Here is a 13,807-nt window from a genome sequence, read left to right on the forward strand (position 1 = left end):
CTGGATGCGGGCTGCCTCGGCGGCGGCCTCGGCCTCCGCCTGGATGCGGGCTGCCTCGACTCGCGCTGCCTCGATCCGTGCTGCTTCGGCCCGTGCAGCCTCGGCCTGCACCCGGGCTGCCTCGGCGGCAGCAGCCTCGATGCGTGCCGTGGCCAGCCGTGCGGCCTCCGCCGCGGCGGCCTCGACCGCTGCCGTCTGGGCTGCGGCCGCCTCGGCCGCAGCCAGCTCCGCAGCAGCGGCGACGGCGGCGTCCTCGACAGCGGCGTCGGCCGCTGCCTGCACGGGGCTCGAGGCGACCATCCGGGTGAGCGCCGCGGCGAACGGCGAGGGGCCCGACGGCTGCTCGGCGACGGGCGCCGGGGCGGGCCCCGGCGCCAGGTCCTCCGGCGCGAGCATCAGCGTGTGCTTGCTGGGGGTGAACGGTTTGGCCGCCGCCGGGGTCGCGGCGGCGGTCGCCGCACGCGCCGGCCGCGCCGTGGACCGGGCGGCCGAGGGGGAGACCCTCGAGGAGGGGGTCGACCGCTGGGCCGACGGCGCCGCAGCTGCGGTGGTCTCGGGCGCGGTCCGCACCGAGCCGGAACGGCCGTAGAGGTCCACGGCCGGGCTGCCCTGGGCCGCTGCCCCCAGCAGGTCGGCGAGCTCCTTCATCCGGTCGTCCATCGACGGCGCAGCCGGCCGTGCGGGGGCGGCCGGGTCCTTCAGCACGGCGGCCGAACCGGTGCTCGGCCCGGTGGCCGAACCGGCCGTGGGCACCTCGACCTCGGCGATGAACCGCTCGTTGGTGAAGAAGCCGAACATGCCGCCGGAACGGATGCGACGCACCCCGACCACCCGGGCCGAGGCCCCGAACTCTGCACGCGCGGCCGCGATGGCCTCTTCACGCGTGGCTGCCTCAACGGATCGCGACGGCACCGCTCACCACTCCCAGTGACTCGATCTGTGCCGTGCGGGACACCTCGTTGTACGAGATGACCGACAGGCGGGGCAGGACCTGGCGGACCAGGCGGGACAGTGCGGCCCGCACCTGCGGTGAGCAGACGAGCACGGGGGAGAGGTTCAGGCGCTCGGCGTCGTCGAGGAGCTCGGTGCAGCCGCGGACGAGAACGTCGACGGTGTGCCCGTCCAGCGCGAGCACCTGGCCGCCCTCGGTGGGGCGCACGGCCTCCAGGAGCCGCTGCTCGAACGACGGCTCGAGGGTGATGACGTGCAGCCGCTCCTCCTCGGTCACGTACGGGTGACTGATGGCCGCGCCCAGGGCGGTGCGGGCCGCCTCGACCAGGCCGTCGAGGTCGGTGGAGACCTTGGCCCGCAGGGACAGGGCCTCGAAGATGCGCACCAGGTCGCGGATCGACACCCCCTCGTCCAGCAGGGCCTGCAGCACCCGCTGCACCTCGCCGAGGCTGAGCAGCGCCGGGGTGAGCTCGTCGGCGACGGCCGGGTGCGAGCGGCGGATCATCTCGACCAGCACCTTGACGTCCTCCCGGCCCAGCAGCGCCGAGGCGTTCTGCCGGACGACCTCGGCCAGGTGGGTGGTGATCACCGAGGAGCGGTCGACGACGGTCGCGCCGGCCATCTCGGCCTGCCGCTGCAGCTCGGCGGGCACCCACTTGGCGGCCAGCCCGAAGACCGGCTCCCGGGTCGCCTTGCCCGGCAGCCCGTCGAGGTGGTCACCGATGGCGAGGACCGTGCCGGCCGGGGACGTGCCCTTGGCCGCGGGGACGCCGTTGAGCCAGATGACGTACTGCGAGGCGGGCAGGTCCAGGTTGTCCCGGGTGCGGACCAGCGGGATGACCAGCCCGGTCTCCATGGCCACCTTGCGGCGCAGCGCCTTGACGCGGTCCAGGAGGTCGCCGCCGCGGGCGGTGTCCACCAGCTCGACCAGGTCGAAGGCCACCTCCAGCTCCAGTGGGTCCACCCGCATCCGGTCGGCGATCGCCTCGGGGGAGTCCGGCTGCGGCTCGGCGGCGACGGCGTCCGCGGGCGTGCCCTCGTCGTCGTCCTCGTCGACCCGGTCGGTGAGCCGGGTGGAGATGAACAGGACCAGGCCGCCGATCAGCAGGAACGGCAGCTTGGGCAGGCCGGGGATCAGGCACAGGGCCAGCGCGGCGAGGCCGGCGATGCGCACCGGCTGCTTGGCGCGGCTGAGCTGGCTGATCAGGTCCGAGCCCATGTCGCCCTGGGAGGCCGAGCGGGTGACGATCAGGCCGGTGGCGGTGGAGATCAGCAGCGCCGGGATCTGGGAGACCAGGCCGTCGCCGACCGACAGCAGCGAGTAGGTGGTGACGGCCTCGCCCGGGGCCATGCCGCGCTGCAGCACGCCGATCGCGAAGCCGCCGATCAGGTTGATCAGCGTGACGATGATGGCGGCGATGGCGTCGCCCTTGACGAACTTGCTGGCGCCGTCCATCGAGCCGTAGAAGTCGGCCTCGGCGGTGACGTCGCTGCGCCGCTTGCGGGCCTGCTTCTCGTTGATCAGGCCGGCGTTCAGGTCGGCGTCGATGGCCATCTGCTTGCCGGGCATCGCGTCGAGGGTGAAGCGGGCGCCGACCTCGGCGACGCGGCCGGCGCCGTTGGTGATGACGACGAACTGGATGATCGTGAGGATCACGAAGATGACCAGGCCGACGATCAGCGAGCCGCCGATCACGAAGTGCCCGAAGGCCTCGATGACCTTGCCGGCGTAACCGTCGGTGAGGACGAGCCGGGTCGAGGAGACGTTGAGCGCCAGCCGCATCAGCGTCGCGATCAGCACCAGCGACGGGAAGATCGCGAAGTCCAGCGGCCGCCTGATGTTCATCGACACCAGCAGGATCAGCAGCGACCCGACGATGTTCAGCGCCAGGAGCAGGTCCAGCACGGGGGCCGGCAGCGGCACCACGAGCATCAGGACGATCGAGACGACCCCGATGGGGACGGCGGCCTTCGTCAGCTTTCCCACGAGACCTCGTTCCTGTGCGGTGCGCTACGGCGGCGGAGGAATGCGCCGGTGCGCCCCCCACCGCCTTCTCGGCAGTCCGGGGAACGGGCGGTACCGCTGGGCGGGTCCGCCACACCGTGCGTCCCAACCGCTCCGCGGGCCTCAGGGAGACCGGGCGGCCGTCAGCGGCGCCGGCCGGCGCGGGGCAGCCCTTCGGTGGCCGGTGCCTCGAAGCCGGGCCGGTGCATGCCGCCGCTCACGCCGCGCGCCGAGAGGTGCATGACGAAGGCCAGCACCCGGGCGACGGCGGTGAACAGCTGGGCCGGCACCTCCTGGCCCAGGTCGCAGGAGGCGTGCAGGGCCCGGGCCAGGGGGATGTCCTGGACCATCGGCACCTTGCACTCCTCGGCCCGGGCGCGCAGCCGGGCGGCCATCTCGTCGGCGCCCTTGGCCACCACCCGGGGGGCGCCCTTCATCGGGTCGTACTTGAGCGCGACGGCGACGTGGGTGGGGTTGACCAGCAGCACGTCGGCGTCGGCGACCTCGGACATCATCCGGTTGCGGGACATCGACAGCTGGGTGGAGCGGCGCTGGGCCTTCATCTGCGGGTCGCCCTCGGCCTGTTTGTGCTCCTGCTTGATCTCGTAGACGCTCATCTTGAGCTGCTTCATCATCTTGTGCCGCACCACCACGTAGTCCGCGACCGCGATGACCAGGCCGGTGATGCCCACGACGCGGAACATCAGCACCGCGGAGTCGGTGAAGGTGTGCACGACCTCCGACAGCGGCAGCGCACCGGAGGCGGAGACCAGCTGCATGGCGTTGTCGGACGTCACGCCGATGACGGTCGCCAGCGCGACGGTCTTGATGATCGCCTTGGTCGCCTCCCAGAGGCCCTGGGTGCCGAACATCCGCTTGATCCCGGGGAAGGGGTTCAGCTTCTTCAACGTCGGCTTCATCGCCTTCGTGGCGATCGTGACCCCGCCCTGGGACGCCGAGGCGATCGTGCCGATCACCATCATCGCCAGCGCCATCGGCAGCAGCGCGGTCATGAAGACGGCCAGCGCGGTCCCGAACAGTGCCTGCATCGTGGCCTGCTGCGGGTCCTTGGCGATCACGCCGACCTGCACGAACAGCTCCTGGATGGAGCTGAACGCACCGCCCACGAGCATGGGCAGCAGCACGCTCGCCGCGGCCGCGCCCAGCCAGGTGCCCAGTTCCTGGGTGCGCGGGATCTGCCCGTCCTTGCGGGCCTTCTTGAGCTTCTGCGGTGTCGGCTTCTCTGTCTTCTCGCCGCCAGGACCGTCCTTGGCCATCAGTCACCTCCTCCGGGTCAGCCGCTACGCAGCGAGGTGATCGCGTCGAGCGCGGAGTCCAGGAGCCCGTCCAGCGCCGGCGGCAGCAGCGGGAAGGTCAGCCCCAGCAGGGTCAGGGTGATCATGATCTTGAGCGGGAAGCCGAAGGCGAAGATGTTCAGCGCCGGCGCGGCCTTGGACAGCAGGGCGAGCGCGACGTCGGCCAGCAGCAGCACCGCCACCAGCGGTCCGGCGATCTGCAGCGCGGCCAGGAACATCATCGAGAAGGCGGTGATCAGGACCGAGCCCAGCTGGTCGGTGGGCAGCGAGCCGCCCACCGGCAGCCCCTGGTAGGAGGTGACGAAACCCCGCACCAGCAGCAGGTGGCCGTTGCTGGTGAACAGCAGGGTGATGGCGAGCAGGTAGTGCAGCCGGCCGATCACCCCCTGCGTGGTCAGCGACATCGGGTCGTAGGCCGGCTGCAGGGAGAACCCGCCGGTCACGTCGATCAGGTCACCGGCCAGCTGGACGGCGCTGAACAGCAGCTGGACGACGAAGCCCAGCGCGGCGCCGATGACCGCCTCGGTGACCGCAGTCGCGATGAGGAAGCCGGCGGTGACCTCCGGGATGGTGCCGGAGATGTGCGGGAACGTGACCAGGGCGATGCAGAGGGCGAGTGCGCCCTTGACCACCCGCGGGATGCCGTTGGAGTTGAACGGCGGGGCCAGGGCGATGAACCCGGCAGCCCGCGTGCTGGCCAGCAGCAGCGCCGCGAGGGTCGCGGAGGGGACCTCGAGGTCCACTGCGGCCTCAGGTCCTGCCGAGCAGCCGCGGCAGCGACTCGAACAGCTGGTCGGTGAAGGAGACCAGCTCCGAGAGCACCCAGTTGCCGGTCACCAGCAGCGCGATCGCCACCGCGATCATCTTCGGCACGAACGACAGCGTCGGTTCCTGGATCTGGGTGGCCGCCTGGAACAGGGAGATCATGAAGCCGACCAGCAGTGCGGTCAGCAGGATCGGGGCGGACACCTTCGCCGCCACGATCATCGTCTGGGTGGCGATCTCGGTGACGTCGGCGTCGCTCATTGCGTGCCTCCGAGCTCGTTCCGCTCCTCGGTCGCTGGCGCTCCCTGCGATGCTCGCTCGCACGTCGTCACGCGGCTCATCCGTACGACCCGACCAACGACGTGGTCACCAGCGCCCAGCCGTCGACGATCACGAAGAGCATCAGCTTGAACGGCAGGGACACGATCGTCGGCGGCACCATCATCATGCCCATCGCCATCAGCGCGGCGCTGACCAGCATGTCCAGCACCAGGAACGGGATGAAGACGACCAGGCCGATGATGAAGGCGCTCTTCAGCTCGGAGAGCACGAACGCCGGGACCAGGGTCAGCATGCTCACCGACGCCGCGTCCGCCGGCGCCTCCTCACCGGAGAGCCCGACCATCAGCTTGAGCTCGTCGTCCCGGGTGTTGGCCAGCAGGAAGTCCTTCAGCGGCTCGACACCGGTGTCGTAGGCGGCCGAGGCGTTCATGGTGCCGTCCAGGTAGGGCTGGACGGCGAGCTCGTTGATCTCGCTGAACACCGGGCCCATCACGAAGATGGTCAGGAACAGCGCGATCCCGGTGAGCACCTGGTTCGGCGGTGAGGTGGGCAGGCCCAGCGCGTTGCGGGTCAGCGCCAGCACCACGAGGATCTTGGTGAACGAGGTCACCAGCAGCAGGGCCGACGGCGCGATCGACAGCACGGTGATCGCCAGGATCAGCGTCACCGCGGTGCTCGGGCTGTCCCCGCCGATGGAGATGTCCAGGCCGCCGTCGTCCACGACCGGGGCGACCGGCTCGGACGGCGGGACCGGCGCGGTGGGGGCGGCCGAGGCCGGGCCGGCCAGCCAGAGCATCAGCAGCACCGTGCCCAGCAGCAGCAACGGCAGCAGCCAGGCCGCACGGCGGCGGGCGGGGCCGGACGTCGGCGGCGGCGCCGACAGCCGAACGGGGACGGCGGTCATCAGCGGCGCACCGTCCGCTCACGCAGCTCGTGCACCACCGACGTCCACGTGCCGCGGTCGAGCACCGAGCCGGCCAGGGCACCGCTGCCCGCCCGCGGCACCGGGACCCGGGCGGCAGGCAGCTCGGTGGTCTCGCCGTTCGCACCGACCGCGGGGCGGGCCTGGGCGGCGAGGGCGGCCTGCAGCTCCTCGTCCTCGACCTCGGCCAGCAGGGTGACCTGCTCCTCGGTCGAGCCGATCACCAGCACCCGGCCGGCGACGCGCAGCACCGAGACGCTGCTGGCCCGGCCCATCCGCTGGCGGGCGACGACCTCGATGACGCCGGTGGGGCCACCGAGCCCGCGCTTCTTCGCGACCTTGCTGGCGAAGAGCAGGACCGCGGCGACGAACACCAGCGACAGGACCAGGCGGACGATCATCCAGCTCATGCGGGCGGAGTCCCGTACTCGCCGGCCTCGGTGACGATCTCGCTGATCCGCAGGCCGAAGTCCTCGTCGACGACGACGATCTCGCCGCGGGCGATCAGGGTGCCGTTGACCAGCAGGTCCGCCGGCGCACCGGCGGCGCGGTCGAGCTCGACGACCTCGCCGGGGTGGAGGGAGAGCAGCTCGGACACGGTCATCCGGGTCCGGCCGATCTCGACGGTGACCTCCATGGCCACGTTGCGCAGCAGGTCCAGGCTGCCGCGCCGCTCCCGCGGGCGGGGCAGGGTGACCTGCAGGGCCAGCGTGGCGGCGATCTCCGTGCCGTTGATCAGCGGGACGGCGAGGAAGACGCCCTTGTCCCGCAGACCGTCCAGCGCCGCGACGACGTCCTCGACCCGTTCGGCCGCGACGCGCACCCGGCCGAGAGCGGCGGCGGCGGCCTCGAGCGCGGGGCGCAGCGCGGTGGCGACGTCCATCGGCCCGACCGGGGAGTTGGTCAGCGCGCTGACGATCTCCTCGGAGAGCACCAGCACGATGTCGCCGCTGACCTCGCCGCCCAGTGCGGCGGTGACGGCGGCCCCGGGGGTCGGGGGGAGCGGGACCGACTCGGGGTCGGCCACCGTCTCCCCGGCCCGGAGGACGAGCTCGGCGGGCATGGCGGCTGCTGCGGCCTGGGCCGCGGCAGCGACGGCTGCAGCGATGGTGTCGGAGTCCGACGAGCGGTCGGTGCCGAAGGCGGTGGTCATGCGGGGTCCTTTCCGCCGGTCGAGGTGTCGGGGACGATCTCGGCCGCCAGGCGGCGCCGGTGGTTGCTGGGGAGGGCGTGGGCGAAGGTCACGTCGTTGGTGGTGACCTGCAGCGGGCTGTCCTGGGCGTGGCGGAGCAGCAGCACGTCGCCGACGGCCAGGGACAAGAGGTCACCGGAGGGGACGTCCAGCGGGTTGAACCGCACGCTCACGTCGACGGGGACGTCGTTGATCCGCTCGGTGATCGCCTCGAGGGCCCGCTGCCGCTTGTGCTTCGCGACGTCCGACAGCTGCGGGGAGGCGGCGTTGTTCAGCGGGCCGACGAAGGAGGCGAAGGGCAGCACGAGGGTGACCTCGGGCTCCCGGGCACCGATCCGCATGCTGTAGGTCGCGACCATGACCGTCTCGGAACCGGAGGCGGCCTGGGCGAGCTGCGGGTTGTACTCGACGCTGTCCAGCGCGGGCTTCAGCGCGGTGACCGGGGCGAACGCCTGGCCGAGCTCGTCGAGCAGCCGGGCCAGGAGGTGACCGGTGATGGCGCTCTCCATGCCCGTCATCGGCCGGTTCGGCTGGTCGCCGGCGCCGGAGCCACCGAGCATGTGGTCGACCATCGCCATCGCGGAGTCCAGCGGCCAGGCGAGCACGCCCTTGCCGGCCAGCGGCTCGAGGGTGAACGTCGCCACGAAGTACGACGACGGCAGGGTGGCGATGTAGTCGTCGTAGGAGAACTGCTCGATGCCGGTCAGCTCGACCCGGACGCCGGTGCGGAGCAGGGAGGTCAGGGTCGTCGTCGCCTGACGGGCGAAGGACTCCTGGGTGATCTGCAGGATCCGGACGTGCTCACGGGACAGCTTCGTCGGACGACGGAAGTCGTAGGTGCGCGGTTCCCGGCGTCGGGCGCGCGCCTGCCCCTCAGGGGGTCGGGGGGCGGCGGCGCTCGGGGCGTCGGCCACGGTGTCGGACAGGCTCACGCATGTCCTCATCGGCGGGGGGCGCGGTGACCCTGACCGCCGGACACCAGCCGGCGCCGAGGAGCTCGGCGCCGGCTGGTGCAGGTGTTCCCCGGTGGGGACGGTGGGGGAGGAGCGTCAGTCGTTCCAACACCCGTGAGGTGTTGGAACGGCCCCCTTGCAGGGTCCCGGCACGAGCTTGCGAGTGCTGGGGGGGGGCAAGGGGGTCCTTCTACTGGGTGACGTACTCCGTGTACCAGAGCTCGTAGACGTCGCCGTGGTAGGCCTCGACGACCGCCGCCTCGAAGGCGGCCTTCATCGCCTCCCGGTTGGTCTGCACGTCGGACAGGGCAGCCCCGGAGAACTGGGAGATGGCGATGTCCATCGCCTTCGAACCGTCCGGGGTGGCGCCACCGCCGTGCCCGCCGCCGGCGTGCTCGTCGTAGGCGAGGGAGAACTGCAGCGTGAAGCCGAGCTTCAGGTAGCTCCCGCCGGCCAGGTTGATGGCCACCGACTCCACCGGGAGGACGACGCTGCCGGCCTCCGGCGCGGGCTCGGCCACCGCCTCGCCGCTGCCGCTGAAGACGAAGAAGTACGCGGCGGCGCCGATCGCCAGGACGGCGACCAGCCCCATGATCAGCAGCTTCTTCTTGCCGCCGCCCTTGGCGCCGTCGGCGTCCTCGGGCTCTTCCTGCTTCTTCTTGCTCATTCCTGGCTCCCCTCGGAGGTCGTGCCGTCGGCCTGGGTGGTCTGCGTGGTCTGGGTGGCCGCCTCGATGCCGGGCAGCAGTGCGTTGGCCTCGGGGGAGGCGGTGGACAGGAGGACGACGTCCACCCGTCGGTTCACGGTCACGTAGGACGGGTCGGTGTCGGGCACGAGCGGCCGGGTGTCGCTGTAGCCGACCGCCGACATGCGGTCCTGCCCGACGGCGTTGGCGTCCACCAGGTGCCGCAGCACGGTGGTGGCCCGGACGGCCGACAGCTCCCAGTTCGACGGCCACGGGCCGCCGCGGGTGACCGGCAGGGAGTTCGCGTGGCCCTCGACCCGGACCAGGTTGGGCAGGTCCCGGATCGCCGGGCCCATGGCGTTGAGCACGGTCACCCCCTGCGGCAGCAGGGCAGCGGACTCCGGGGCGAAGAGCACGGGGTCGGAGACCACGCGCACGACCAGGCCCCGCTCGTCGATGATGAACTGGGCGGCCCCGGACTGGCCGGCTTCGGCCAGCGCCGCGGCGATCGCCGCCCGCGCCGCCGCGAGCTGGTCGTAGGACGACTCCGCCTCGGCGGCGACGGCCCGCGCCTTCGCCTCGGCGGCCGCCACCGCCGCGGCCTGCTCCGCCTCGGTCTGGGCGGTGCCGTCGATGGCGGCCTCCTGGGCCACCTGGACCGGCTTCAGCGGGCTGTCGTTCTCGATCGGTGCGGCGATGGCGGCGCCGTCGTTGAGGATGGTCACCGGGGCGCCGGCGCCCTCGCGCGCGCCGTTGGCGAAGGCGGTGAACTTGGCCACGTCGATCGAGCTCATCGCGTAGAGCACCACGAACAGCACGAACAGCAGGGTCATCATGTCGAAGCCGGACACCAGCCACCGTTCGTGGTTCTCGTGCTCCTCGTGCTCCTCGTGCTTCTTGGCCCGGCGGCCACCGTGGCCCCCGTGCCCGCCGCCCTTGCTCATGCCGCCTCGCGCTGCTGCTCACTGGGCGGCACCAGCGAGGTCAGCTTGGCGCGCACGGTGCGCGGGCTGGTGCCCGCCTGGATCTCGGCGATGCCCTCGACGAGCAACTCCATCTGCGCGGCCTGCAGCGCGCTGACCCGCAGGATCTTCGCGCCCATCGGCAGGAACCAGAAGTTGGCCGCCATGACGCCCCACAGCGTGGCGATGAACGCCGCGGAGACCATCGGGCCCAGCGCCTCCGGGTTGCTGAGGCTGCCCATCACGTTCATCAGGCCGACGATGCAGCCGAGGATGCCGATGGTCGGCGCGTAGCCGCCCATGTTGTTCATGAACTTGGCGGCGACCTTGTCCTCGGTCTTCTTGGCCGAGATCTCGCCCTCGAGGATGCTGCGCAGGTCCTCCGGGTCGGTGCCGTCGATGCTCATCTGCAGGCCGCGCTTGAGGAACGGATCGTCGATGTCCTTGACCTGGGCCTCCAGTGCGAGCAGCCCTTCCTTGCGGGCCTTCTCGGCCAGGCTCACCAGGACCTGGATCTGCTCGGTGGCCGGCGGCACCTTGCCCGGCACCAGGGCCATCTTGAACCAGTTGGGCATCTTCTTGAGGTCGTCCATCGTCTGGCTGGCCATCGCCGCGCCGAAGGTCGCGACGACCACCAGGACGATCGCCGGGAGGAAGATCAGCGAGGTCGGGTCGGCGCCTTCGAGGATCATGAAGACGACCAGCGCGATGATGGAGACGACGAACCCGATGAGGGTGGCGGGGTCCATGGGTCAGCGCTCTTCTCGGCTCGGGAACGGCAGGACCGAGGAGTCCTCGGTGCCCTTCGCGGTGTGTGCGGTCGGCATCCGGTACTCGCCGCGGTCCATCTGGAAGGCGACTGCCTGGATGCTGGCCCGGTAGTCGCGGACCTCACGGACGACCTGGTCGACGGTCTCGGTGACGACGTACTTGGTGTCGTCGCGGAGCGTGATGACGGTGTCGGGGTGGCCCTCCACGCGCTGGATGAGCTCGACGTTGAGCACGAAGTGCTCGCCGTTGAGGCGCGTCAGACGGATCACGGACTGCTCCAGGGGTCGGGTGCGGCGGTCTCGCCACGAACGGGCCTCATCGCGCCGCAGTCAGGTCATCGGCGTGTCGAGGGCGGTGCTTGAGCTGAACGGCCCGGTCCCCCCGACGGGGTGACCGGGCCATCCGCGCAGGTGAGCGCCTCAGCCCCCACCAAAATGGCCATTCTGGTGGGGGGAGGGATCAGCGCTTGAGCTGGACCAGGTCCTGGAGGATCTCGTCGGAGGTGGTGATCACGCGGCTGTTGGCCTGGAAGCCGCGCTGGGCCACGATCAGGCCGGTGAACTCCTCGGCCAGGTCGACGTTGGACATCTCCAGCGCGCCGGCCGACAGGCTGCCGCGGCCACCGGTGCCGGCCTGCCCGACCAGCGGGTTGCCGGAGTTGTCGCCGGCCCGGAACGAGCTGTTGCCGGCCTTCTCCAGGCCGCCCGGGTTGGTGAAGGTGGCCAACGCGAGCTGCCCGATGTTCTGCCGCAGCCCGTTGGAGTAGATCCCGACGATCGTGCCGTCGCTGGCCAGCGAGTAGCCCTCCAGCACGCCCATGGCCGAGCCGCTCTGCGCCGTCGTCTTGGCCGCGGCGTCGCTCTTGCCGCCGAACTGGGTGAGGGAGGACAGGTCGACCGCCACGTCCTTGGTCCAGGCCGGGACGGCGCCGGTGGGTGCGGCGACCGTGAAGGAGGCGGGCGTGGGGGCGGCGAGCGTGCCGGCCGGCAGGGGCTGACCGTCCGCGCCGAGGTAGGTGGCGCTGCCGTCGGCGAACTGCAGCTCCACCGGCGTCGGGGTCAGCGTCGTCCCGGTGGTGGTGTCGACCAGGTTGACCGACCACCGGTTGGCGGCGGGCGCGGCCATCTTCGACATCGTGACGCTGACCGCGTGGGCGTTGCCCAGGTCGTCGTACATCTGGATCTGCGAGGTCACGGCCGTGTCGGTGCTCAGGGCCCCGGCGGAGAGGTTGCCGCTGATCGCCGATCCGGTGGTGGCGACCGGGGCGAGCACCTGACCGGTGGGGATCCGCAGGTCCTGGATCGGGCCGTTGGGGTCGACGACCCCGAGCGCGTTGGCCATCCAGCCCTGCAGCTTCGCCCCGTCGGGGGTGACCAGGTTGCCGACGCCGTCGGTGTCGAAGGAGCCGGCCCGGGTGTAGAGCTGCTCGTTGCCGACCTTGGTCACGAAGAAGCCGTCGCCGCTGATCATGAAGTCGCTGGCCCGGCCGGTGTTCTGGGTCGAGCCCTGGCCGAAGTTCGTGGTGATGCCGGCGACCTTCACGCCGAGGCCGACCTGCGCCGGGTTGGTGCCGGCGACGTCGCCGTTGGGCGCGGCGCCGTTGCGCAGCACCTGGCTCAGCGTGTCCTCGAAGACGGTCTGGCTGGCCTTGAAGCCGACGGTGTTGACGTTGGCGATGTTGTTGCCGGCGACGTCGAGCTTGGTCTGGTGGGCGCGCAGGCCGGAGATGGCCGAGAACATGGAACGAAGCACGGTGGGGCTCCTCGCGATCGGTGATCGGTGTGGGGGGAGGGCGGGGGCGCCGGGGTCAGCCGGCGGTCGTCGCCGGGGTGGTGGCGGGGGTGTCGACCTCGGGGACGGTGATCTCGGTGATCCGGCCCAGCGGCACGGCCTTGTCGCCGACGACCGCCCGCGGCTCGCTGCCGCCGGTCACGATCACCGAGGAGACGGCGCCGGTGACGGTGGTGCCGTCGTCGGCGGTGTAGGCGACGTGCTTGCCGACGAGCGCGCCGGCGCTCAGCGAGCGCTGCAGGGTGAGCAGCTCGGCGTTCTGCTTGGCGATCTCCTCGAGCTTCTCCACCTGGGTGAAGGTCGCGGTCTGCGCCATGAACTCGCTGCTGCTGGTCGGGTTGCTGGGGTCCTGGAAGCGCATCTGGGCGACCAGCAGCTTGAGGAAGGTGTCCTTGCCCATCTGGTCGGAGCGCGCGGTCGAGGTGGTCGCGGTGGCGGTCGGCGTACCGACGGTCCCGGTGATCGGGGTGGTCATCGCACGGTCTCCAGGTCAGACACGGACGTCCACGCCGGCTGACGTGGACTGGTCGGCGGCTCGCGCGGCACTGCCGGGGCCGAGGTGGTCGGGGGTCTGCCCGCCGCGGCGGGAGCCGCCCTGCTGGTCCGGCTGACCGGACCGGCCCTGCTGGCCGGCCCGGGCGTCGAAGAGCTCCTGCGCGGTCCGCGCGCCGGAGCCGGCGTTGCCGCTGTCCGCACCGACCTCGACCCGGCCGGTGGTCAGGCCGGCGCCGTCGAGTTCGCGGCGCAGGTCGGGCAGGGCGTCCAGCAGTGCCTGCCGGCCGGCCTCGTGGGCCCCGTGCAGGGTGACCTCGAGGACGCCGCGGGTGACGGTGACTTGGACGGACACGGGGCCCAGGTCGTCCGGCGTGAGCACCACCGTCATCGTCTGGCTGCCGTCCGGGGCGTTCTGCAGGACGGCGAGCTGGCGGCCGAGCTGGGCGGCGACGGGGGTCTCCGCGGGAGCCGGCACCGGTGCGCCGGTGACGGCGACCGGCGTGGCAGTGGCCGGTGTCGGGCCGGGGACGGTGGACACGGCGTCGGTCTCGGCGGCCGACGGGGCGACCCCGGTGGTCGCCGCGGTCGCGGTGGGCTCGTCGCCGGTGGTCCCGGACCCGGTGTCGGCGGTGTCGGCGGCACCGCCGGCGGTGGGCAGCGCCGCCGGCGCCCCGACGCCGTCGGTCGAGGTCGCCGGGCCGGCCCCAGGCGCGGGCC

General features: G+C 71.9%; 15 protein-coding genes and 1 pseudogene. All 16 read right to left on the reverse strand.

What is annotated here, in order from left to right:
• Positions 1-822: pseudogene (locus IN07_RS12600) on the reverse strand (hypothetical protein); the annotation flags it as partial.
• Positions 823-892: 70 nt separating this feature from the next.
• Positions 893-2,938, reverse strand: a complete 2,046-nt coding sequence (gene flhA / locus IN07_RS12605; RefSeq protein WP_036336251.1) for a flagellar biosynthesis protein FlhA — start codon at positions 2,936-2,938, stop codon at positions 893-895.
• 161 nt (positions 2,939-3,099) lie between these two features.
• Positions 3,100-4,233, reverse strand: coding sequence for an EscU/YscU/HrcU family type III secretion system export apparatus switch protein (locus IN07_RS12610; RefSeq protein WP_036336252.1), 1,134 nt, complete (start codon positions 4,231-4,233; stop codon positions 3,100-3,102).
• A gap of 17 nt (positions 4,234-4,250) precedes the next feature.
• Positions 4,251-5,015 (reverse strand): flagellar biosynthetic protein FliR, encoded by a 765-nt coding sequence (fliR, locus tag IN07_RS12615; RefSeq protein ID WP_036336254.1) that lies wholly within the window; start codon positions 5,013-5,015, stop codon positions 4,251-4,253.
• A 7-nt stretch (positions 5,016-5,022) separates the two neighbouring features.
• A complete protein-coding gene (fliQ, locus tag IN07_RS12620) occupies positions 5,023-5,298 on the reverse strand; it encodes a flagellar biosynthesis protein FliQ (protein WP_036336255.1) in 276 nt (91 codons plus the stop codon).
• Positions 5,299-5,374: 76 nt separating this feature from the next.
• On the reverse strand, positions 5,375-6,223 hold the full coding sequence (gene fliP, locus IN07_RS12625; RefSeq protein ID WP_036336256.1) for a flagellar type III secretion system pore protein FliP: 849 nt from the start codon (positions 6,221-6,223) through the stop codon (positions 5,375-5,377).
• Positions 6,223-6,651 (reverse strand): FliO/MopB family protein, encoded by a 429-nt coding sequence (locus IN07_RS12630; protein ID WP_036336257.1) that lies wholly within the window; start codon positions 6,649-6,651, stop codon positions 6,223-6,225. Before IN07_RS12630 ends, fliP begins: the two co-directional genes overlap by 1 nt.
• Positions 6,648-7,394 (reverse strand): flagellar motor switch protein FliN, encoded by a 747-nt coding sequence (fliN, locus tag IN07_RS12635; protein ID WP_036336258.1) that lies wholly within the window; start codon positions 7,392-7,394, stop codon positions 6,648-6,650. Before fliN ends, IN07_RS12630 begins: the two co-directional genes overlap by 4 nt.
• The gene (locus IN07_RS12640; RefSeq protein WP_081975376.1) at positions 7,391-8,365 is read right to left on the reverse strand and encodes a flagellar motor switch protein FliM; all 975 of its coding nucleotides are present in this window, start codon (positions 8,363-8,365) and stop codon (positions 7,391-7,393) included. The genes fliN and IN07_RS12640 overlap by 4 nt, the downstream gene beginning before the upstream one ends.
• 211 nt (positions 8,366-8,576) lie before the next feature.
• On the reverse strand, positions 8,577-9,053 hold the full coding sequence (locus tag IN07_RS12645; protein WP_036336260.1) for a flagellar basal body-associated FliL family protein: 477 nt from the start codon (positions 9,051-9,053) through the stop codon (positions 8,577-8,579).
• Positions 9,050-10,015, reverse strand: a complete 966-nt coding sequence (locus IN07_RS12650; RefSeq protein ID WP_036336261.1) for a flagellar motor protein MotB — start codon at positions 10,013-10,015, stop codon at positions 9,050-9,052. The genes IN07_RS12645 and IN07_RS12650 overlap by 4 nt, the downstream gene beginning before the upstream one ends.
• Positions 10,012-10,782, reverse strand: coding sequence for a motility protein A (locus IN07_RS12655; RefSeq protein ID WP_036336263.1), 771 nt, complete (start codon positions 10,780-10,782; stop codon positions 10,012-10,014). Before IN07_RS12655 ends, IN07_RS12650 begins: the two co-directional genes overlap by 4 nt.
• Before the next feature lie 3 nt (positions 10,783-10,785).
• The gene (locus IN07_RS12660) at positions 10,786-11,073 is read right to left on the reverse strand and encodes a flagellar FlbD family protein (protein WP_036336264.1); all 288 of its coding nucleotides are present in this window, start codon (positions 11,071-11,073) and stop codon (positions 10,786-10,788) included.
• Positions 11,074-11,263: 190 nt separating this feature from the next.
• A complete protein-coding gene (locus tag IN07_RS12665; RefSeq protein ID WP_036336265.1) occupies positions 11,264-12,556 on the reverse strand; it encodes a flagellar hook protein FlgE in 1,293 nt (430 codons plus the stop codon).
• Between the two features lie 55 nt (positions 12,557-12,611).
• Complete coding sequence (locus tag IN07_RS12670) at positions 12,612-13,070, reverse strand: flagellar hook assembly protein FlgD (RefSeq protein ID WP_036336266.1); 459 nt, start codon at positions 13,068-13,070, stop codon at positions 12,612-12,614.
• A gap of 15 nt (positions 13,071-13,085) precedes the next feature.
• Positions 13,086-13,807, reverse strand: a 722-nt coding sequence (locus tag IN07_RS12675; protein ID WP_036336267.1) for a flagellar hook-length control protein FliK, incomplete at its 5' end; no start/stop codon positions are given.

The sequence above is a fragment of the Modestobacter caceresii genome (assembly GCF_000761485.1).
GTDB lineage: Bacteria > Actinomycetota > Actinomycetes > Mycobacteriales > Geodermatophilaceae > Modestobacter > Modestobacter caceresii.

Bases quoted from the DNA above. Each gene is read 5' to 3' on its own strand.
- IN07_RS12610 (WP_036336252.1), bottom strand. From the start codon at position 4,233: ATGGCCAAGGACGGTCCTGGCGGCGAGAAGACAGAGAAGCCGACACCG.
- fliQ (WP_036336255.1), bottom strand. From the start codon at position 5,298: ATGAGCGACGCCGACGTCACCGAGATCGCCACCCAGACGATGATCGTG.
- fliP (WP_036336256.1), bottom strand. From the start codon at position 6,223: ATGACCGCCGTCCCCGTTCGGCTGTCGGCGCCGCCGCCGACGTCCGGC.
- IN07_RS12630 (WP_036336257.1), bottom strand. From the start codon at position 6,651: ATGAGCTGGATGATCGTCCGCCTGGTCCTGTCGCTGGTGTTCGTCGCC.
- fliN (WP_036336258.1), bottom strand. From the start codon at position 7,394: ATGACCACCGCCTTCGGCACCGACCGCTCGTCGGACTCCGACACCATC.
- IN07_RS12645 (WP_036336260.1), bottom strand. From the start codon at position 9,053: ATGAGCAAGAAGAAGCAGGAAGAGCCCGAGGACGCCGACGGCGCCAAG.
- IN07_RS12650 (WP_036336261.1), bottom strand. From the start codon at position 10,015: ATGAGCAAGGGCGGCGGGCACGGGGGCCACGGTGGCCGCCGGGCCAAG.
- IN07_RS12655 (WP_036336263.1), bottom strand. From the start codon at position 10,782: ATGGACCCCGCCACCCTCATCGGGTTCGTCGTCTCCATCATCGCGCTG.
- IN07_RS12670 (WP_036336266.1), bottom strand. From the start codon at position 13,070: ATGACCACCCCGATCACCGGGACCGTCGGTACGCCGACCGCCACCGCG.